The 20,111-nt window shown below is 63.8% G+C and carries 22 protein-coding genes; 12 read left to right on the top strand and 10 right to left on the bottom strand.

Going from position 1 to position 20,111, the window contains the following annotated elements; genetic code table 11:
* Nucleotides 1–25 precede the first annotated feature (25 nt).
* The 4 genes from ppx to M1E10_RS14560 are packed head-to-tail and all read right to left on the bottom strand — an operon-like array spanning nt 26 to nt 5,644.
* Nucleotides 26–1,546, bottom strand: a complete 1,521-nt coding sequence (ppx, locus tag M1E10_RS14575) for a Ppx/GppA family phosphatase (RefSeq protein WP_499173533.1) — start codon at nt 1,544–1,546, stop codon at nt 26–28.
* A 5-nt stretch (nt 1,547–1,551) separates the two neighbouring features.
* Nucleotides 1,552–3,738 carry a polyphosphate kinase gene (locus M1E10_RS14570; protein ID WP_499173532.1) on the bottom strand — a complete coding sequence of 729 codons (2,187 nt, stop codon included), beginning with the start codon at nt 3,736–3,738 and terminating at the stop codon, nt 1,552–1,554.
* Nucleotides 3,739–3,797: 59 nt separating this feature from the next.
* Nucleotides 3,798–4,505 carry a DnaA/Hda family protein gene (gene hdaA / locus M1E10_RS14565; protein WP_499173531.1) on the bottom strand — a complete coding sequence of 236 codons (708 nt, stop codon included), beginning with the start codon at nt 4,503–4,505 and terminating at the stop codon, nt 3,798–3,800.
* Nucleotides 4,502–5,644, bottom strand: coding sequence for an AI-2E family transporter (locus M1E10_RS14560; protein WP_499173530.1), 1,143 nt, complete (start codon nt 5,642–5,644; stop codon nt 4,502–4,504). Before M1E10_RS14560 ends, hdaA begins: the two co-directional genes overlap by 4 nt.
* Nucleotides 5,645–5,820: 176 nt before the next feature.
* Here M1E10_RS14560 and purM point away from each other — a divergent pair, with 176 nt between their 5' ends.
* The 5 genes from purM (at nt 5,821) to M1E10_RS14535 (ending at nt 8,276) form a co-directional block, all read left to right on the top strand.
* Nucleotides 5,821–6,894 carry a phosphoribosylformylglycinamidine cyclo-ligase gene (gene purM / locus M1E10_RS14555; RefSeq protein ID WP_499173529.1) on the top strand — a complete coding sequence of 358 codons (1,074 nt, stop codon included), beginning with the start codon at nt 5,821–5,823 and terminating at the stop codon, nt 6,892–6,894.
* Nucleotides 6,891–7,571, top strand: a complete 681-nt coding sequence (gene purN / locus M1E10_RS14550; protein WP_499173528.1) for a phosphoribosylglycinamide formyltransferase — start codon at nt 6,891–6,893, stop codon at nt 7,569–7,571. Before purM ends, purN begins: the two co-directional genes overlap by 4 nt.
* A gap of 61 nt (nt 7,572–7,632) precedes the next feature.
* Entirely contained in the window at nt 7,633–7,866 is a 234-nt protein-coding gene (locus M1E10_RS14545; RefSeq protein ID WP_499173527.1) for a type II toxin-antitoxin system Phd/YefM family antitoxin, read from the top strand.
* Nucleotides 7,842–7,991, top strand: coding sequence for a PIN domain-containing protein (locus tag M1E10_RS14540; RefSeq protein WP_499173526.1), 150 nt, complete (start codon nt 7,842–7,844; stop codon nt 7,989–7,991). Before M1E10_RS14545 ends, M1E10_RS14540 begins: the two co-directional genes overlap by 25 nt.
* Nucleotides 7,992–8,006: 15 nt before the next feature.
* Complete coding sequence (locus tag M1E10_RS14535) at nt 8,007–8,276, top strand: PIN domain-containing protein (RefSeq protein WP_499173525.1); 270 nt, start codon at nt 8,007–8,009, stop codon at nt 8,274–8,276.
* Here the strand turns inward: M1E10_RS14535 and M1E10_RS14530 are convergent, their stop codons facing one another.
* Both M1E10_RS14530 and M1E10_RS14525 read right to left on the bottom strand, forming a co-directional pair.
* The gene (locus M1E10_RS14530) at nt 8,277–8,873 is read right to left on the bottom strand and encodes an NUDIX hydrolase (protein WP_499173524.1); all 597 of its coding nucleotides are present in this window, start codon (nt 8,871–8,873) and stop codon (nt 8,277–8,279) included.
* The gene (locus M1E10_RS14525; RefSeq protein ID WP_499173523.1) at nt 8,870–11,008 is read right to left on the bottom strand and encodes a molybdopterin-containing oxidoreductase family protein; all 2,139 of its coding nucleotides are present in this window, start codon (nt 11,006–11,008) and stop codon (nt 8,870–8,872) included. Before M1E10_RS14525 ends, M1E10_RS14530 begins: the two co-directional genes overlap by 4 nt.
* An 83-nt stretch (nt 11,009–11,091) precedes the next feature.
* Here M1E10_RS14525 and M1E10_RS14520 point away from each other — a divergent pair, with 83 nt between their 5' ends.
* Nucleotides 11,092–11,967, top strand: coding sequence for a 23S rRNA (adenine(2030)-N(6))-methyltransferase RlmJ (locus M1E10_RS14520; protein ID WP_499173522.1), 876 nt, complete (start codon nt 11,092–11,094; stop codon nt 11,965–11,967).
* On the opposite strand, the gene M1E10_RS14515 is transcribed toward M1E10_RS14520, so the two are convergent.
* On the bottom strand, nt 11,946–12,890 hold the full coding sequence (locus M1E10_RS14515) for a putative bifunctional lysylphosphatidylglycerol flippase/synthetase (RefSeq protein WP_499173521.1): 945 nt from the start codon (nt 12,888–12,890) through the stop codon (nt 11,946–11,948). The two genes, M1E10_RS14520 and M1E10_RS14515, sit on opposite strands and share 22 nt — an antisense overlap.
* A gap of 83 nt (nt 12,891–12,973) precedes the next feature.
* Between M1E10_RS14515 and M1E10_RS14510 the strand changes: the two genes are divergently transcribed.
* Together M1E10_RS14510 and M1E10_RS14505 are read left to right on the top strand one after the other, a co-directional pair.
* Nucleotides 12,974–13,621: a ribonuclease T2 family protein gene (locus M1E10_RS14510; RefSeq protein WP_499173520.1), complete on the top strand. Its 648-nt coding sequence runs from the start codon at nt 12,974–12,976 to the stop codon at nt 13,619–13,621.
* 27 nt (nt 13,622–13,648) lie between these two features.
* Nucleotides 13,649–14,248, top strand: coding sequence for a glutathione S-transferase family protein (locus tag M1E10_RS14505; protein ID WP_499173519.1), 600 nt, complete (start codon nt 13,649–13,651; stop codon nt 14,246–14,248).
* Nucleotides 14,249–14,306: 58 nt separating this feature from the next.
* Here M1E10_RS14505 and M1E10_RS14500 read toward each other — a convergent pair whose 3' ends face one another.
* On the bottom strand, nt 14,307–14,942 hold the full coding sequence (locus M1E10_RS14500; protein WP_499173518.1) for an outer membrane protein: 636 nt from the start codon (nt 14,940–14,942) through the stop codon (nt 14,307–14,309).
* Nucleotides 14,943–15,406: 464 nt separating this feature from the next.
* Here M1E10_RS14500 and uvrC point away from each other — a divergent pair, with 464 nt between their 5' ends.
* The 4 genes from uvrC (at nt 15,407) to M1E10_RS14480 (ending at nt 18,825) form a co-directional block, all read left to right on the top strand.
* A complete protein-coding gene (gene uvrC / locus M1E10_RS14495) occupies nt 15,407–17,437 on the top strand; it encodes an excinuclease ABC subunit UvrC (protein ID WP_499173517.1) in 2,031 nt (676 codons plus the stop codon).
* 88 nt (nt 17,438–17,525) lie between these two features.
* On the top strand, nt 17,526–18,113 hold the full coding sequence (gene pgsA / locus M1E10_RS14490) for a CDP-alcohol phosphatidyltransferase family protein (RefSeq protein ID WP_499173516.1): 588 nt from the start codon (nt 17,526–17,528) through the stop codon (nt 18,111–18,113).
* Nucleotides 18,110–18,367, top strand: a complete 258-nt coding sequence (gene moaD / locus M1E10_RS14485; RefSeq protein ID WP_499173515.1) for a MoaD/ThiS family protein — start codon at nt 18,110–18,112, stop codon at nt 18,365–18,367. The genes pgsA and moaD overlap by 4 nt, the downstream gene beginning before the upstream one ends.
* Entirely contained in the window at nt 18,364–18,825 is a 462-nt protein-coding gene (locus M1E10_RS14480) for a molybdenum cofactor biosynthesis protein MoaE (protein ID WP_499173514.1), read from the top strand. The genes moaD and M1E10_RS14480 overlap by 4 nt, the downstream gene beginning before the upstream one ends.
* An 80-nt stretch (nt 18,826–18,905) precedes the next feature.
* On the opposite strand, the gene ndk is transcribed toward M1E10_RS14480, so the two are convergent.
* The gene (ndk, locus tag M1E10_RS14475) at nt 18,906–19,328 is read right to left on the bottom strand and encodes a nucleoside-diphosphate kinase (RefSeq protein WP_499173513.1); all 423 of its coding nucleotides are present in this window, start codon (nt 19,326–19,328) and stop codon (nt 18,906–18,908) included.
* 80 nt (nt 19,329–19,408) lie between these two features.
* On the bottom strand, nt 19,409–20,098 hold the full coding sequence (locus M1E10_RS14470) for a glutathione S-transferase family protein (RefSeq protein WP_499173512.1): 690 nt from the start codon (nt 20,096–20,098) through the stop codon (nt 19,409–19,411).
* Nucleotides 20,099–20,111 lie beyond the last annotated feature (13 nt).

Raw genomic sequence — 20,111 nt, 5'->3', positions numbered from 1 at the left:
CATGCGGGGAGAGGAACCGTGCCCTTTACTCGAACTTGAACGCCAGCCGCTTGCCGGTGAGCTTGGCAAGCTGCTGCAGCCGACCGTCGAGCCGCTCTCCGGCAAAGCCGGCATGTTCAAGCGGCACAACAAACTCCAGATCGAGGTCGGGCGACGACGCGGGGTGGAAGGCGAGGCTGTTGATGATGCCGGGCATTGAGGCGGAGAACAGGTAGAGCACCCGCAGGATGCCACCCAGAAGCTTGGCAAGATCGACGTATCGCGGCGTCGTGATGGAGGCGAAATTGTTCGATGCGCTGTCGTCCTGCAGGCCTTCGAAGCGGTAGTAATTTGCCAGCGCCAGGTAGGCGCGGCCCGGATGGGTGATCCCGACGAGCGAGGAATGGGCGATCAGGTTCAGCGCCTGGGCGCCCCGGTAATCGGGATGGGCGCGCCAGCTGATATCGGCGAGCAGGCAGGCGGCCTGGCGGTAGCGGCTTTCCTCCTCGCTCTCATGGATGTCGAACAGCGGCACCATGCGGCCGGTCCAGGCGGCCAGTTCGCGCGCATGCTCCGGAGAGCGAGCCCGCAGGATTGCCAGCTGATCGGCGGCGAGGAGCAGAGGGTCGGTCGCCTTTTCCTCGTCCGTCAGCAGGGAGTAGAGATAGCCTTCGCGCACGCCCTGGGCGGAGAACGTGACGTGGGACGGCTTCATGGCCCGCAGGACCTCCTGCATGGCGACGGCACCGAACGGCAGAAGCGTGCGGCGGTTCTTGGAGACGGCCTGCCAGGCGGGATGCTTGGTGTCCTTGCCGTCGACGACAGTGTCGAGGAACGACAAGGTTTCGTCGAGGCCGAGCTTGTATCCCTGCATCATGTGCAGCGGATACTCGGTCATCTCCATGTGCAGCTTGGCGATGTTGCGCCATGTGCCGCCGACCGCATAAAAGGTGCGGCCTTCGCCGTTCTTGAGGAATTTCGCGCGGGCCACATGCTCGCTTGCCAACGCGCGAGCCTTCTCGAGCGATTGCCCGGAGGTTTCCGACAGGCGCAGGCCGCCGAGCGGCAGTGTAATGCCGCGGCCGATCTTCTCGCCCTTGACGTCGATCAACTCCAGCGAACCGCCGCCGAGATCTCCGGCGATGCCGTCCGGCTCATGGAAGCCGCTGATGACGCCATAGGCGGAATAGAGCGCCTCTTCCTCACCGGTCAGCACCTGGATCTTGCAGCCGATGATCTGCTCGGCATCGCGGATAAACTTGGAACCGTTGGACGCCTCGCGCGCGGCAGCCGTGGCAAGCACATAGATCTCGCTGGCCCGTGCCTGCACGGAGAGAGCCCGGAAGCGCTTCAGTGCATTCAGCGCACGCTCCACGGCCGTCGTTTCCATTCGCCCCGTGGACGCCAGGCCCTTGCCGAGGCCGCAGAGCACCTTCTCGTTGAAAAGCATGGCCGGCGCGCGCGACAAGCCTTCGTAGATTACGAGACGGACGGAGTTGGAGCCGATGTCTACGACGGAGACCGGTGCAATACCGGGCAACCGCCCCTGGGCTTCAGATCGTACCATACTGCCTATTTCTTGCGCCCTGACATGACGCCAGCAATGAGTTTCGGCGCACTCGACTTCAGTGCTTCGCCGCGGCCCGAAAGGCTCGGATTGGTCATGAAATACTGTTGCGTGTTGAATGGTTCCTCACCAGGGCGCACTTCGATGCGCCGTGACGTGCCGTCGGGCAATATCTCGTAGCTCTGCTGATTGTCAATCAGGTTGCCAAGCATGATCTGAGACAGCAGCTGCTCATGCACCGTCGGGTTGAGAAGCGGCACCAGGGTCTCTACCCGGCGGTCGAGGTTGCGCGGCATCATGTCGGCGGACCCGATGTAGACCAGTGCGTGTTCGGACGGCAGGCCGTGGCCGTTGCCGAAGCAGAAGATGCGGCTGTGCTCCAGGAAGCGGCCGACGATGGACTTGACGCGGATGTTGTCGGAAAGGCCCGGCACCTGCGGGCGCAGGCAGCAGATGCCCCGGATGACCAGATCGACGTCGACGCCGGCGCGGCTGGCGCGATAAAGGGAATCGATGATCTCCGGATCGACCAGCGAATTCATCTTCATCCAGATGGCCGCGGGACGTCCCGCCTTGGCATGCGCGATCTCCTCCTCGATATGGCGGAGGATGCGCGGCCGCAGTGTGTAGGGCGAGACGGCCAGCTTCATGCTGTCTTCGGGCTCGCCATAGCCGGTGATGAAATTGAAGACATTCGCCATGTCGTGCGCAATCTTTGGATTGCAGGTAAAGAAGGACACGTCGGTGTAGATCTTGGCGGTGATCGGATGGTAGTTGCCGGTGCCGAGGTGACAGTAGGTCCGTAGCTTGCCTTCCTCGCGGCGCACGACCATGGACATCTTCGCATGCGTCTTCAGCTCAATGAAGCCGAAGACCACCTGGACGCCGGCCCGCTCCAGATCGCGCGCCCAGCGGATGTTGGCCTCTTCGTCGAAACGAGCCTTCAGCTCCACCAACGCGGTTACCGACTTGCCCAGCTCGGCAGCATCGATCAGTGCCCGGACGATCGGGCTGTCGTTCGACGTCCGGTAGAGCGTCTGCTTGATCGCCAGAACTTCCGGATCGCGCGCCGCCTGGAGCAGGAACTGCACCACCACGTCAAAGCTCTCATAGGGATGATGGACCACCATGTCCTTTTCGCGGATCGCCGCGAAGCAGTCGCCGGCATGCTCTCGGACCCGTTCGGGAAATCGGGCATTGTAGGGCTCGAAGCGTAGATCCTCCCGCGGCGCCTTGGTGATTTCCGAAAGGGTATTGAGGGCAAGCAAACCCGGCAGAACCGCGACGCGGTTGTCCGGCACGCCAAGCTCCTGCACCACGAACTGCCGCAGTTCCGGCGGCATCTCGCTGTCGGTCTCGATGCGGATCACCTTGCCGCGGCGACGCCGTTTCAGGGCGGTCTCGAAGAAACGGACCAGATCTTCCGCCTCTTCCTCAAGCTCGATATCGCTGTCACGGATCAGCCGGAAGGTGCCGGCACCGGTGACTTCATAGCCGGGGAACAGCCGATGGGTGAACATGCCGACCACGTCTTCGAGCGTGATGTAGCGGATCGTCACGCCCTGATCCGGGAGACGGATAAAGCGATCGAGGGTCGGCGGCAGACGCAGGAGACCGGTCATCGGCTCGCGACCGTGAAGGCTGCGCAGTTGCAGGACGATCGAAAAGCCAAGATTGGGAATGAAGGGGAACGGGTGGGCAGGATCGATCGCAAGCGGCGTCAGGATCGGGAAGAGATCGTCGTCAAAGGAATTGGCGAGCCACGTGCGGTCTTCGGCAGACAGCGCCGCCGGCCTGACGATGAGGATGTCCTCCTGCGCCAGATATTGCTGCAAAACCGCAAGCGAGGCCTGCTGCTCCATCTGCAGATTGTCGATTTCCTGCAGGATGCTGTCGAGCTGCTCGGCGGGCGTCTTGCCGTCGGGACTGCGGATCGAGATGTTCTGGCGCACCTGGCCCTCTAGGCCGGCGACCCGGACCATGAAGAACTCATCGAGGTTGGCGGCAGAGATCGACAGGAAGCGGACCCGCTCCAGCAGCGGATGGGCCGTATTCAGCGTCTCCTCGAGCACACGCCGGTTGAACTGCAGCCAAGAGAACTCGCGGTTGATGAAACGGTCCGGGCTCGACATCATTTCGTCGAACGCCGCCGCTTCCATATCTTCGCTGTTGGTACCCGTCGTCAAATCCATCGCTCAACCCCCATTCAGTCGCCCGCAAGTATTACAGTTTGGCGACCGAACTATGACAGTCAACCAAACTCGTCCGGATTGCCGACCTCGTTCAGGACCTCCGCGGCAAGATGGCGGGTTATCCTGGTGCCGCGCGCCAGCGCCAGGCGATCAAGACGCTCGACGACGGTCTGCGCTGCAGCGAGCGAGCGTTCCATACGCTGGACGATATAACTCACAAGCTTGTCATCTATGTAAAGCTGACGATCGGCAAACAACTTGACGATCACCTGCGCCAGCAGGTCCTCGTCAGGCTCGCCGATCTCCACCACGGTTGCCGCCTTGAGGCGCGAGCGGAGGTCCGGCAGCGTCACGGGCCAGGACATCGGCCAGAGACGAGCGGTGATCAGAAGGCTGTGGGCATTTTCCCGGACGCTGTTGATGACGTGGAAGAGCTCGGCGTCATCGAAGCCGCTGCGGTCGGCATCCTCGAACAGCACCGGGCCTTCGGCGGCCAAGACTGCGGCACCGGAGCCGGCCTTGGGGTGGATACTCGCTGCGCCACTGCGCTCGCGCCAGATCGCCGCCAGATGCGATTTTCCGGAGCCGACGGGCCCGGCAAGGATGACGACCGGCGACTGCCAGTGCGGCCACTGGTCGACGATCGACACAGCGGCGCCCAGGCGCGCCGACACGAGCAGATCGTCGCGACCCGTGGCTGCGTCGTAGGGGAATGCGAGCGGCAATTGTTCGTGGCGCCGCCGGATGTGATCGGGGATGTCTTTCATTCGCCGTCCTGAGACTGCTCCAGTGCCGGAGGCGGCATATCCTGCCAGGGCAAGGTGGTGGCAGCCTGGCCATAGTAGAGATCGCTCTCAAGATAGCGCGACAGGGCAAAGCGGACAAGCACGCCGACGACGGCGGCTGCCGGCACCGCAATCAGCAGTCCGACAAAGCCGAACATGGCGCCGAAGGCAAACAACGCGAACATCAGCCAGACCGGATGCAGCCCGATGCGCGAGCCCATCAGCTTCGGCTGCAGGATGTTGCCCTCGATGAACTGGCCGGCGAAGAAGACGGCGGCGGTTGCGATGATCCAGGTGTAGTCCGGCCAGAACTGCACGAGTGCGAGACCGACCGAGAGGATCAGCCCGATGAAGGAGCCGACATAGGGGATGAAGCTGATCATGCCGGCGACGAAGCCGATGAGCAGGCCGAAGTTCAGCCCGATCAGCGACAGGCCGAGCGCATAGAAGATCCCGAGGATGAGGCAGATCGACCCCTGCCCGCGCACGAAGCCTGCGATGACCGCATCCATTTCCCGGGCGAGCCGGCGGACGGTGACCGTCTGGTCGCGCGGGATCCAGCTGTCGACCTTGGCAACCATCTTGTCCCAGTCGAGCAGGATGTAGAAGGCGACGACAGGCGTCACGACCAGAAGAGAGACGACGTCGAGGAGCGTCTTGCCGGATGCCCAGATCTGCTTGATGAGGCCGCCGATGAAGCCGGCACCCTCGGACATGACGTCGGAGAAGTTCTGCTTGACGGTTTCGATCTGCGCGCTCAGCCAGTCCGGAAGGAAGGCGTCCGGGCTTGCGACCAGCGCCTGCAGCTGGGTGACGTAGCCAGGAAGCGCCAGGGCGAACTGGTTCAACTGGCCGACGATGATCGGGATGACGATCACCAGCGAGAGCGCGAAGATGAGCACGAAGCAGACGAGGATCACCACCGTCGCCATCATGCGGCTCAGGCCGCGCCGCTCCAGCCAGTCGGCGACGGGATCGAGGAAGTAGGCGAGCGCCATCCCGGCGACAAAGGGCAGCAGGATCGACCGGAAGGCCCACAGGAAGATGCTCAAAACCAAAAGCGCGGCAAACCAGAACAGAAGATGGCGCCGAAGGCTGGCACCGCTGATGTGATATCTCATCTTTGGATTTTCCCGATGATGGCCAAGCCAGCGACACCGATAGGCTGGCAGCGTGGGGAAGGTCAAGTGCGGCAGTTCTTCGCCTGTGGGTTGCCCTGGCAAAGCCCGGCGTGGCGCTTGCATAAAACGGCGTCCCGTGCAATGGCGCGTGGCACCAGAGCGAGCGGAGACAGGCGATGAGCGAGACGGGCAAAAACGGCCTCACCTATAGCGATGCCGGTGTCGACATCGATGCGGGCAACCTGATGGTCGAGAAGATCAAGCCCGCCGTCCGCTCGACGCGCCGTCCGGGCGCCGATGGCGAGATCGGCGGCTTCGGCGGCCTGTTCGACCTGCGCGCCGCGGGCTTTACGGATCCGGTGCTGGTGGCCGCCAACGACGGCGTCGGCACCAAGCTGAAGATTGCCATCGACGCGGATCGCCACGACACCGTCGGCATCGACCTGGTGGCCATGTGCGTCAACGATCTCGTCGTGCAGGGCGCCGAGCCGCTCTTCTTCCTCGACTATTTCGCGACCGGCAAGCTCGATCCCGACCAGGGCGCCGCCATCGTCCAGGGCATCGCCGAGGGCTGCCGCCAAGCCGGTTGTGCGCTGATCGGCGGCGAGACCGCCGAGATGCCGGGCATGTATGCCGGAGGCGACTACGATCTCGCCGGCTTTGCCGTGGGAGCCGCCGAGCGCGGCCATTTGCTGCCGGTCGGCGATCTCGCCGAGGGCGACACCATCCTCGGCCTGACGTCGTCGGGCGTCCATTCCAACGGCTTCTCGCTGGTGCGCAAGATCGTGTCCGTCTCCCGCCTCGACTGGGACGATGCAGCCCCCTTCGCCGAGGGCAAGACCGTCGGCGAGGCGCTGCTGACGCCGACCCGCATCTACGTGAAACCGCTCCTGAAGGCGATCCGCGAGACCGGTGCTATCAAGGCGCTCGCCCATATCACCGGCGGCGGGTTTCCGGAGAACATCCCGCGGGTCCTGCCGAAGAACCTCGCAGCTGAAATCGATCTCGATTCCATCCCCGTGCCGCCCGTCTTCTCCTGGCTGGCCCAGACCGGCGGCGTGGAAGCCAAGGAAATGCTGCGCACCTTCAACTGCGGCATCGGCATGATCGCGGTGGTCGCCGCCGAGAACGTTCAGGCGGTGACCGATATCCTCAACGCCGAGGGCGAAATCGTCGTGCCGCTCGGGCGCATCGTCGGACGCGCCGAGGGCGAGGCCGGCACGATCTATACGGGCACGCTCGCTCTATGAACCCATCCGCCACCGAGGAACGCCGCAAGCGCGTCGTCGTATTCATTTCGGGCGGCGGTTCCAACATGCTGGCGCTGGCGGATGCCTGCCGGGCGACGGGTGCGCCGGCGGAGATCGCCTGCGTCATCTCCGACAAGGCCTCGGCCGGCGGCCTGGCGAAGGCGCAGGCACTCGGCATCGCCACCCGCGCGTTCGAGCGCAAGGACTATGCCGACAAGATCGAGCACGAAACGGCGGTCCTCAGCGCACTCGACGAGATCCGGCCGGACATCATCTGTCTTGCCGGCTACATGCGGCTGCTGTCGGCCGAGTTCATCCAGCGTTACGAGGGCAGGATCCTCAACATCCACCCTTCCCTGTTGCCGCTGTTTCCCGGCCTCCATACCCATCAGCGCGCCATCGATGCCGGCATGAAGATCGCCGGCTGCACCGTGCATTTCGTCACCGAAGGCATGGACGAGGGCCCAATCGTCGCCCAGGCCGCCGTTCCGGTGCTCTGCACCGATACCGCCGAAACGCTGGCCGCGCGCCTGCTCGGTGTCGAGCACCAGCTTTATCCGCTGGCGCTGAAGCTGGTGGCCGAGGGGACGGTGCGGATGGACGGCGGCAAGGCGATCCTGCTTGCCGGGACGGATGAAGCACGGGCAGACGAGAGGCTCATCTCCACCGGCCTCTGACCGCCTCGATTGCTTATGCTTTGCCGGCGGATTATGCTGGCCGGACAGCTGGAGCAGAGCGATGACAATCACCGTCAATATCGGCGATGCCGATCTTACCGAACTGCTGGCAAAGGTCGAAGCGGGGGAGGATGTGATCCTTGCGCGTAACAACGCACCGGTCGCAAGATTGTCTGCGGTCAAGCAGGCGACTGCCAGGGCAGAGCTGATCGAAACCATCATTCGCGAACGTGCCGGTCGCAAGCCGGTCACCCAGGAAGAGATCGCGGAGTGGAAGCAGATCGGACGCCGATAGAGGGCTTCGTCGTCGACGCCTCGGTGGCAGTCGTCTGGTTCCTACCGGATGAAGTCAGCGATATCGCCGATGAAGCGTTAAGACAGCTGAAGAACGACACAGCAGTCGTGCCGGATCTTTTCTAGCACGAGATGCGAAACGTGCTGATGATCTCCTATCGTCGCCGCAGGCTCTCCCTTGAGGAGGTGTGGCGTTCGATGCATCGGCTGGAGCAGCTTCGTGTGACCACCTCGGCGGCCACTAACAACGCGCTGATCCTCACGCTGGCCGAACGCCACAGGCTGACGGCCTACGTCGCGGCCTATCTGGCGCTGGCGCTCGAGCAGCAACTGCCGCTGGCGACTCAGGACCGGGAGCTTGCGCAGGCGGCAGTACGCGAGCACGTGCCGCTGCTCGCCAAGGCGTCGTGATCAACCGGACAGGGTTTCGCGGTTTAGTGCTGCCCAGTGCAGCAGCATGATCGTCTTGCCGTCGCAGATCTCGCCGGTGCCGATCATGGCGAGTGCCTCGTCGAGCGGGATCTCGAGGACCTCGATGTCCTCGTGCTCCTCGTCGAGACCGCCGCCGTCGTTGACCTTGTGGCCAAGGTCGATGGGGGCATAGAAGAAATGGATGCGCTCGGTGACGGCGCCCGGCGACATGAAGCACTCGAAGAGGAAGCGGACGTGGCGGACCTCGTAGCCGGTTTCCTCGACGGCTTCGCGGCGGATCGCCTCTTCCGGATGGTCGCCGTCCAGAAGGCCGGCGGGCGTCTCGATCAGCCAGCCGGAGTGACCGTTGACATGGGCCGGCATGCGGAACTGCTTGACGAGGACGACCACCTGCCGCTTCGGGTCGAACAGCAGGATGGTGGCGCCATTGCCGCGGTCGTAGACCTCGCGCTCGAGGCGGTTGGTCTCGCCCCGGGAGCTCGTGTAGTCGAAGGTCACCTTGCGCAGGTGGTACCAGTTGTCCGACAGCGTCCTGTCCTCGACGATCGAGATCGTGGCATCTTCCAGTTTCGTCATTCGCTATCCCTGCGCAGCCAGACACGGTTGTCGTGGAAGGCGGCGCCGCCATAGGGCGCCACGGCATCGGCGCCGGTCAGGACGTTGATGCCCTCCCCGTCAAGATGCGCCTTGTTCGGCCACAGGCCCTCGGCGATCAGCACGCCGGGCCGGGCGCCGGGCACGATGCGGGCATGCAGGCGGATCTCGCCGCGGTCGTTGCCGAGGCGGACGACGTCGCCGTCAACGATGCCGAGCGTGGCCGCGTCAGAGGGCTCGACCATGACCTCGGGGCGGCCTTCCTTCTGCACCGAGCCTGGCGTCTCGGCGAAGGTGGAGTTCAGGAAGCTGCGCGCCGGAGAGGTCGCAAGCCGGAACGGATGCTCGGCATTCGCGACCTCGATCACCTCGACGTAATCGGGAAACTGCGGCAGTTCCGCCACCGGCCCCATGGCGCCCATGCTTTTGGGCGGGCGATTGGGCGACGGGCCATGGGCCCAGTCGGGGCTGAAGCGGAAGCGGCCATCGGAATAACCGAAGCCCTTCAGGTAGTGCGCCGTCTCGAAATCCGGCTGCGCATCGATCCAGCGCTCCACCGCCAGCGTCTCGTAGCCCGGCCAGCCGCTTGCCGCCAGCATGCCGTCGATGTGCTCGCGTTCGGAGAGGCCGAAGCCGGGATAGTCGGAGACGCCGAGCCGCTTGGCCAGTTCCTCGATGACGAAGAGGTTGGTGCGCACCGTTTCCGGCGGCTCGACGAGCTTGGGGCCGAGCAGAATATGGTTCTGGCCACCGGCGCGGTAGAGATCGTCGTGCTCGACAAACATGGTCGCCGGCAGCACGATGTCGGCCATTTCCGCCGTGTCGGTCATGAACTGCTCGTGCACGGCGACGAAGAGGTCGTCGCGCTGAAAGCCCTCTTTCACCAGACGCTGCTCGGGCGCGACGTTCATCGGGTTGGTGTTCTGTATGAGCAGCGCCGTGACTGGCCCGCGATGGCGCAGCGCCTCCGCGTCGCCCGTCAGCACGCGGCCGATCTGCGACTGGTCGAGCATGCGGATGTCCGGGTCGGCATAGGCCGTCCCCATCAGCTCGGACTTGTTCAGGCGGAAGATGTCTCCGTTGTTGTGGAAGGCACCGCCGCCCTCGTGCTGCCAGGAGCCCAGCACCGTGGAGATGGAGAGCGCGGCGTGCATCGAGACGGTGCCGTTGCGCTGGCGGGCAAAGCCGTAGCCGAGGCGGAAGAAGGTTTTCGGGGTCGTCCCGACGAGGCGGGCGAAGGCCTCGATCTCCGCAACAGAGAGCCCGGTGATGGCGGACGCCCATTCGGGCGTCTTCGTGCGCAGATGCGCCTCGAGGCCGGCGGGATCGTCGGCGAACCGGGCCATGTAGGCGCGGTCGGCATAGCCGTCGCGGAAGGCGACATGCATGACGGCGCAGGCGAGTGCGGCATCCGTGCCAGGCTTCAGGATCAGGCCCATGTCGGCCTGCTTCATGGTCGGATTGTCGTAGATGTCGACGACGACGATCTTGGCGCCGCGCTCCTTGCGGGCCTTTACCGCATGGGTCATCACGTTGATCTGGGTGGAGACCGCATTGGTGCCCCAGATCACGACGCAGTCGGACTTGGCCATCTCGCGCGGATCGGGGCCGCGCAAAGCGCCGGTGCCCATGACGTAGCCGGTCCAGGCCATGTTGGTGCAGATGGAGCCGAAGAAGCCGGAATATTTTTTCGCGTGGCGCAGCCGCTCGATCGAATCGCGCTGCACCTGGCCCATGGTGCCGGCGTAGAAATAGGGCCAGACGGCTTCGGAGCCGTGCAATGCTTCCGCCTTCAGGAAGGCCTCGGCGATCTCGTCGAGTGCGTCGTCCCAGAAGATCTCCTGCCAGGCACCCTCGCCCTTGGCGCCGATGCGGCGCTTGGGTGTGAGAAGCCGGCGCGGATGGTAGAGGCGCTCGGTATAGCGGGCAACCTTGGCGCAGATGACGCCCGCGGTATAGGTGTTCTCGCTCGAGCCGCGGACGCGACCGATGCGGCCGTCCGCCGTCAGGTCGATATCGAGCGCGCAGGCGGAGGGACAATCGTGCGGGCAGACCGTATGGCCGACGCGCGTGACATTGGAGGCAGCTTTTGCTGTGATCGGGGTCGCAAGGTTCATGCGTTTTCTATATGCGAAGGTGAAGGCTGCAAAAAGCGTGATCTGCAGCGCATCAATTTAATTCATCCGGGGCAGAAGCAAGCATGAACTATCGGCACATCTACCATGCGGGCAATTTCGCCGACGTGCTCAAGCATGCGGTGCTCTCGCGTCTCGTCATCTACATGCAGAAGAAGGACAAGGCCTTCCGGATGCTCGACACGCATGCCGGGATCGGGCTTTACGACCTGTCTTCCGAGGAGGCGCAGAAGACCGGCGAGTGGCGCGAGGGCATCGGCCGGGTGATGGCCGCCGATCTGCCGGCCAAGGCGGCCGATCTGCTGGAGCCCTACCTCTCTGCCGTCCGCGAGCTCAACCCAGGCGAGGAGCTGAAACTCTATCCCGGCTCGCCCAAGCTGGCGCGGATGCTGTTTCGCCCGCAGGACCGCCTGTCGGCCATGGAACTGCACCAGGAGGACTACAACCGCCTCTCGCGGCTGTTCGAGGGCGACTATCAGGTGCGGGTGACGGAACTCGACGGCTGGCTGGCGCTCGGCGCGCATCTGCCGCCGAAGGAAAAGCGCGGCATCGTGCTCGTCGATCCGCCATTCGAGGTGGAAGGCGAATACGAGCATCTGGTCAGCGGACTGGCCAATGCCTATCGCCGCTTCCCCGGCGGCACCTACTGCCTGTGGTACCCCTTGAAGAAGACGGCGCCCATCAAGGCCTTCCACCAGGCTCTGCAGGCGCTCGACATCCCGAAGATGCTCTGCATCGAGCTGACGGTCTGCAGCGACCGCGAGACGGAAGGGCTGAACGGATCGGGGCTCATCGTCGTCAATCCGCCCTTCACGCTGAAGGAAGAGATGCACGTGATGCTACCGGCCCTCAAGGAGGCCATGGCCAAGGATCGGTTCGCCTCGCAACGCGCCATCTGGCTGCGCGGCGAGGAAGTCGATCAGGATTCTGGCGACGACTGAGTGGCACGGAACTGCGTCCGCTCGAACACGAAGATCACGCCGAGCGAGATGGCAAAGGGGATCAGCAGGTAGAAGAGCCGGAAGACGAGCAGTGCGGCGATCACATCGGCCGGGTCCATGTCCGGCAGCCCCATGACGAAGACCAGCTCCAGAACGCCGAGACCACCCGGCGCGTGGGAAATCAGGGCTGCGGAGAAGGACACGAGGAAGATCCCGAGAACGACGATGAAGCCGGGATTGCCCACTTCGGGCAGCGCAAAATAGATGATGCCGGCGGCGCCGATCAGTTCGAGCGGTCCAATAATCAGCTGCGACAGGACGAAGCGGGGCGACGGATAGGTGAGCTGCGTCCCGCCGATCGTGATCGGGCGCAGGCGCAGAAAGCTGGCAGCGGCGTAAAGTCCAACGAGAGCCAGGATGACGTAGCCGGTGGCCGAGGAAGCGCTGATGGCAAAACCATCGCCGAACCGCTCGGTGATGTGGGGCTTCAGGATCAGCACGAGCCCGGCCAGCAGCAGCGTGCCCAGCATGAAGGTGAAAGAGCAGAGGGCAATCAGCGCGCCGATCTCGCGTCCGCTCAGTCCCTTGGACGAATAGGCCCTGTAGCGCACCACGCCGCCGGAGATCACGGAGGCGCCGACATTGTGGGACAATGCATAGGTGGTGAAGGAGGAGACGGTGATGAACCAGAGGTTCACGTTCTTGCCCAGATGCATGAGCGCAATGCGGTCGTAGCCGGCAAGCGCCGCATAGGCGACCAGTGTCGACATGCCCGCGAGCAGCCAGTGCATGGCGGATATCGCCATCAGGCTGTCCCAGACGTCATCCAGCGAGAGTCCACGCAGTTCCTTGTAGAGAAGCCAGCCGCAAACGGCTATCGTCGCCGCGCCCACCACGGGCCAGAGATATTTCTTCAGGGTCATTCCGTCTTGCCGATCTTCGCTCCTCCAAAGCATATCAGCGACTGCAGGGCGTTCGCCGACTCGCCTACATTGGAGGCTACAGATTGAGGTATCAACCTTTCAGGGCCGTTTTTGCTGCCTTTTGCCTTGCCGCATCGACCGGTGCCGCATTCGGGCAGTCGTCCGGCTTCGATTTCTACGTCCTTTCCCTCTCCTGGTCGCCCACCTACTGCGCGTCGCCGCAGGGACAACGTAGTTCACAACAATGCAATGGCGAGGGCGATTATGCTTTCGTCGTGCATGGGCTCTGGCCGCAGCGCGAGCAGGGTTATCCGGAGTTCTGCCCGAGCCGGGAGCCGCAGCGGGTGCCACAGGCGCTCGGAGAGACGATGTTCGACATCATTCCATCGATGGGGCTGATCGGTCACCAGTGGCGCAAGCACGGAAGCTGCAGCGGGCTCAGCCAGAGCGATTATCTGGCACAGACGCGGGCGGCCTTCGAGCGCGTCGTCATCCCCGCCGACCTGGCCGCAGGTGAAACACGGGTGGCTCTACCCGCCGACGAGATCGAGGCGGCCTTCGTTGCCGCCAATCCGGGCATGACCGCAGGCGGCATTGCCGCGAGCTGCGAGGGCCGGCTGCTGGAGGAGGTGCGGATCTGCCTGACCAAGGACCTGCAGTTTCGAGACTGCGCGGAGGTCGACCGCCGCGGCTGCCGGCTCGACCGTATCGAGCTGCCGCCGGTCAACTGAACACGATCACCATCCAAGGAAACATCCATGAAGCTTCTCTACTCCCCCGCCTCCCCCTATGCCGCCAAGGTGCGCATGGCCGCCCGCCAGGCCGGCATCGAGCTCCAGCCCATCGTCACCGCCACGGGCGACAATCCGCCGGAACTTGTGGACAACAATCCGCTCGGCAAGATCCCGACTCTGCTGCGCGACGGCGAGGCGCCGATCTACGACAGCGTCGCCATCATGCACTATCTCGACCGGCTTTCGGGCGGGATGCTCTATCCGACGAAGGAGCCGAAGCGGACCGACGCCGAAGTGCTCGAGGCGCTATGCGACGGCATGATGGACAGCCTGCTGGCGATCATGAACGAGAAACGCAGCCGGCCGGAGGACAAGGTCCACCAGCCCTGGCTCGACAAGCAATGGGAGAAGGTCAGCCGGGCGCTCGACCATCTGAACGACCATCTACCGAAGACGGGCAAGAAGCTCCATGGCGGCCACTTCGCGCTGGCGGCGGTGCTGAGCTACCTGGATCTGCGCTTCGATGACCGGAACTGGCGCAACGGCCGGCCGGAACTGGCGCAGTGGCCGGAGGCCTTCCTGAAGCGATTTCCGGACTATACCGAGCTGAAGGCACAGGCCTGAAACGAAAAATGCCGGTGACCAAGGTCACCGGCATTTCCTTGACGGGTTCGATCAGAGATCAGAACTTGACGCCAACACCGACCTTGACGCTGTGGTCGTCGTAGCCACGCGAGAAGGAACCGGAGTTGAGGTTGTAGGTGTCGCTGCCGAAGTCGGTGTAGCGATACTCAACGCGAGCCGTGATGTTCTGGGTGACCAGAGCTTCCGCACCGGCGCCAACCGTGTAGCCGACGGCCGTCTTGCTGTCGGACGAAGTGGCGTCGGACAGTTCGTTGTCCTGCAGGGCCACACCAGCCGTACCGTAGATCATGAAGGGGTTCAGGTCGTAACCGACGCGGGCGCGGGCCGAACCGTTCAGGCCGGCTTCGCCGGTAACGCCGGGAGCCACAGTGCCGTCAACGCCGCTCTTGCCGATGTCAGCTTCAACACCGTAGACGATCTTGCCGCTCTGCATGTTGTAACCGCCGAAGGCACCACCACCGAAGGCACCGTCACGGTCGGAACCGTCGAACTTGCCCTGGTCATAGGCGCCGTAGGCACCGAGGTAGAAGCCGCTCCAGTCCGAAACCGGCGCCGGCTGCTCGTAGGCTACAGGTGCCTGTGGGATCTCATCGACGGCATCGGCAGCGTTGGCAGCCGAGAAGGCAGTGAGCGTGGCGGCCGAAGCCAGCAGGGTTGCGATAAAGGTCCGCATATCAATTCTCCTTATGCTTTGCAGGGACTGTGTCGCAACGGGAATGTTGCGTCGGTGCCCTGTCCGCTGAGGTGGAAGATGGTGTGCAATTGCGGACAGGAGAGAGCCGAAATGTGAATTGATTGTGGCCCGCGAATGGCGAAAGGGTGATGTTGCATTGCCGCAACATAATGTTTTTTAACCATAATTTCAGTCAGAGCCGTTGGGACTGCAAATCCTCTCGAAACCGCCTGTCGCAAGCCAAACCGTTTAGCGGAATCTTTACCAAGCCTGTTGGGGGTCCGGTTGCAGATCGCGGTCTAGGCAGTCGGTACGGGAATGCTGGGCGGCCCTTCTTTCATTGAAGCCTCCGACGCACTACCTCTAGGGCATTCACCAGGATGCGATTCGGGGCCCGCACCGTGAGTGCTGCAGCATTGCCTTCGCGCACCGCCGCTCACGCAAAAATGGGCAAAGAGGACGGAATGAATTCAGCGAAGCTGCCGGATGGCGGCGTTCTCTACGACGAAACGGAAGACGACGAGGACGAAGGCCTGCCCGTCGTGCCGGAGATCGAGCGCGCGCTCGGCATCGACTGGAGAGAGGCTCTCAAGAACGAGAGCGGGCTGAAGGGCGCCGACCTGATCGCCGAGTTCGTCAAGCACCTGCCGAATGCGCCGGGCGTCTACCGGATGTTCAACGAGGCCGGCGACGTCATGTATGTCGGCAAGGCACGCAGCCTGAAGAAGCGCGTCGGCAATTATGCCCAGGGCCGCGTCCACTCCAACCGGCTCTCGCGCATGGTGCGCGACACGACGCACATGGAATTCGTCACGACGCGGACGGAGACCGAGGCGCTGCTGCTGGAAGCCAACCTGATCAAGCGCCTGCGCCCGCGCTTCAACGTGCTGCTGCGCGACGACAAATCGTTTCCCTACATCATGATCACCGGCGACCACCGGGCCCCCGCCATCTTCAAGCATCGCGGCGCGCGGGCCCGCAAGGGTGACTACTTCGGCCCTTTCGCCTCGGCAAGCGCCGTCGGGCGGACCATCAATTCACTGCAGCGGGCGTTTCTCCTCAGGACCTGCACCGACAGTGTCTTCGAGACGCGCACCCGCCCCTGCCTGCTTTACCAGATCAAGCGCTGCTCGGGCCCCTGCACCCGCGAGATCAGCGACGAGGACTATGGTGCGCTCGTCGGCGAGGCGAAGGATTTCCTCTCCGGCAAGAGCCAGAACGTCAAGTCGGCGATCGCCCGGCAGATGGCGGAGGCCTCCGAGGATCTCGATTTCGAGCGGGCAGCGATCTATCGCGACCGGCTGGCATCGCTGAGCCACGTGCAGAGCCACCAGGGCATCAATCCCGCCGGCGTCGACGAGGCGGACGTGTTTGCCATCCATCACGACGGCGGGCTCACCTGCATCCAGGTCTTCTTCTTCCGCACAGGCCAGAACTGGGGCAACCGCGCCTATTTCCCGAAGGCGGACCCGCAGATGACCGGGGCCGAGGTGCTGAACGCCTTCCTGGCGCAGTTCTACGACGACAAGCCGGTGCCGAAGCAGATCCTGCTCTCCGAGGCTGTGGAGGAACAGGGACTGCTGGCACTGGCGTTTTCGGAAAAGGCGACCCACAAGGTGACGATCCTCGTGCCGCAGCGGGGCGAGAAGCGCGATCTCGTCGACCACGTGCTGGCCAATGCCCGCGAGGCGCATGGGCGCAAGCTCGCGGAGACGGCGTCGCAGGGGCGCCTGCTGCAGGGTTTTGCCGAGACCTTCGGCCTGTCCTATGTGCCGCGCCGCATCGAGATCTACGACAATTCGCACATCATGGGCACCAATGCGGTGGGTGGCATGGTGGTGGCGGGGCCGGAAGGCCTGGTGAAGAGCCAGTACCGCAAGTTCAACATCAAATCGACGGACATCACTCCCGGCGACGACTTCGGGATGATGCGCGAGGTGATGACCCGCCGCTTCAGCCGCCTCCTGAAGGAAGAAGGCAGGCCCGACCGGACGCAGGCGCCGGTCGAGGATTCGGCCGACACCCCCTTCCCCGCCTGGCCGGACGTGATCCTGATCGACGGCGGCCAGGGCCAGATGTCAGCGGTGCGCAAGATCCTCGATGAACTCGGCATCCGCGACGTGGTGACGGCAATCGGCGTCGCCAAGGGCGTCGACCGCGACGCGGGGCGTGAACGCTTTTTCGCCGATGGGCGCCATGACTTTTCGCTGCCGCCGCGCGATCCGGTGCTCTATTTCGTGCAGCGCCTGCGCGACGAAGCCCACCGGTTTGCCATCGGATCGCACCGGGCACGCCGCAAGAAGGAAATGATCAGCAACCCGCTCGACGAGATTTCCGGCATCGGTCCTGGGCGCAAGCGCAAGCTTCTGCAGCATTTCGGAACGGCCAAGGCCGTCTCCCGTGCCGGGCTGAACGACCTGATGGCAGTGGAAGGGATCTCGGAAGCGGTCGCCAAGCAGATCTACCACCACTTCCACGAAAACCAGTCCGGCTGAGCCCGCAGGATCCGGTAATCGTCTGCCGCGGTGTTGACGCCTCGGGCCGGAAGGCTCAACTAAGCAGAATTGAACAACAGGTTCCGACATGGCTTCGCGCGCGTACAATATACCCAATCTGCTGACCTACGCGCGCATCGTCGCCGTACCGGTCATTGTCTTGTGCTTCTTCGTCGAGGGCAGGCTCGAGAGCTCCGATTTCGCGCGCTGGACGGGGCTTGCGATCTTCGTCGTCGCCTCGATTACCGACTATCTCGACGGGTATCTCGCCCGCATCTGGAACCAGACGTCGAACATCGGGCGGATGCTCGACCCGATCGCCGACAAGCTGCTGATCGCCTCCGTGCTGCTGCTGATGGCGGCCGACGGCACGATCGCGGGATGGTCGATCTGGGCGGCAATCGTCATCCTGTGCCGCGAGATCCTCGTCTCCGGCCTGCGCGAATATCTGGCCGCCCTGAAGGTGGCCGTGCCGGTGACCCGCATCGCCAAATGGAAGACGACGATCCAGATGGTCTCGATTGCCTTCCTGCTGGCTGGCCCCGCCGGCGACAAGGTGCTGCCCTATACGACCGAGATGGGGATCACGCTTCTCTGGATCGCGGCGGTGCTGACGATCTACTCCGGCTATGATTACTTCCGGGCCGGCCTCAAGCACATGGTGGAGGCGGAATGACCGTCAAGCTCGTCTATTTCGCCTGGGTGCGCGAACGCATCGGCAAGCCGGAAGAGGAGATGGAGCTTCCGGACGACGTGAAGACGGTGCGCGACCTGCTCGTCTACCTGAAGACGCTGGGGGACGAATACGAGGCGGCGCTGCAGTATCCGGAGGTGATCCGGGTGGCCGTCAACCAGGAGCATGTGGAACACCACGAAGCCATCAAGGGTGCGCGCGAGATCGGCATCTTTCCGCCGATGACGGGCGGATGAGCGTGGCGCCGACCATTCGCGTGCAGGCGCAGGATTTCGACCTGCAGGCGGAGATCGACGCGCTTGCCAAGGGCCGCCGGGACATCGGCGCCGTGGTGAGTTTCAGCGGCCTATGCCGCGACGAACAGGGCACCCTGACCGCGCTCGAGCTGGAACATTATCCGGGCATGGCGGAGACGGAGATGCGGCGCATCGCCCAGATCGCGCTGGACCGCTTCTCGCTCATCGGCCTCTCGGCCATCCACCGTTTCGGCAAGATCGCGCCCGGCGAGACCATCGTCCTGGTGATTGCCGCAGCATCCCACCGTCAGGCGGCCTTTGATGGCGCCAGCTTCATGATGGACTACCTGAAGACCTCCGCACCCTTCTGGAAGAAGGAGCATCTTGCGGATGGCTCGTCCGGAGAGTGGGTGGCGGCAAAGGATGCCGACGACCGGGCGCGGGAGAAGTGGCGGTAGGCCCGAACGGGCTCGTGAAGCCCATGAAAAAAGCCGGAGCGTGAGCCCCGGCTTTTTTTGTTTCAGCATGGACTGAGGTATCAGCCGACGATTTCGGTGTCGGAGAACCAGTACTTGATTTCTTCGGCAGCGGTTTCGGGAGCGTCCGAACCGTGGACCGAGTTCTCGCCAATGGAGAGAGCGTGGGTCTTGCGGATGGTGCCCTCGTCGGCGTTGGCCGGGTTGGTGGCGCCCATGATTTCGCGGTTCTTCAGGATGGCGTTCTCGCCTTCCAGAACCTGGACGACGGTCGGGCCGGAGGTCATGCCTTCGACGAGTTCACCGAAGAAGGGACGCTCCTTGTGGACGGCGTAGAAGCCTTCGGCTTCGCGCTGGCTCATCCAGACGCGCTTGGAAGCGACGACGCGCAGGCCTGCGTCTTCCAGCATCTTGGTGATGGCGCCCGTCAGGTTGCGCTTGGTGGCGTCCGGCTTGATCATCGAAAACGTGCGTTCAATCGCCATCGTTCTGTTCCTTGTTTTTCAGAGAAAGTGGGCGGTGTTTACCCGCCAAGTGCACTGGAAACAAGGGGGTTTGGGCAATTTCACGCGGCTGTCACACGTCGACCCAGACCATCATAGAGGTCGAGGCAGCGCTCGAACCACTGCATGACCGGATCGTCGGAAGCCAGCGGCGGCGGCCCGGCGGTCACCCGCATCCACTGCAGCGCCCCGAACAGGATGTAGTCTGCGAAGAGCGGGCCGTCCCCGCCGAGGAAGGGCTGGACGTTCAGCGTGCGACGGACGGGCTCGAGCCTGGCGGCAAAGGCCGCGCGTTCGGCCTCGCCTTCGGCGGCGACTTCCTCCAGCGGCTTCCCCATGCGCTCGAGCCGGCTTGTGCGGAAATAGACCTGATCCTTCTCGTCGAGCAGATCGTGAATGTGCATGATCGCCATCTTCGTCACCGGCATGTGCAGGATCATCAGCGAGAAGCTCTCCACGAAGCGCGACAGCGCCTTTCCGCCCTCGCCGCCGAACAGCGTCGGGCGGTCCGGATAGGTCTCATCCAGGTAGAGCGCGATGTCGAAGCTGTCGCGGACGAGGTGGTCGCCGTCGCGCAGAATGGGCACGGTCTTGGAGAAACCGTTCTCGATACCGGGAATAGCCGTGAAAGGGTAAGGGCGCTCGACGAAATCCAGCCCCTTGTGGGCAAGCGCCAGCGAGACCTTCCAGCAGTGCGGCGAAAACGGCCGGCTCTCATCCTTGCCGCAGAGGGAATAGAGGACACGCGTCATTGGCAGCTCCCGA

This window comes from Rhizobium sp. PK7-22 (assembly GCF_056530405.1).
This window is presented reverse-complemented; position numbering and strand designations above follow the sequence as displayed.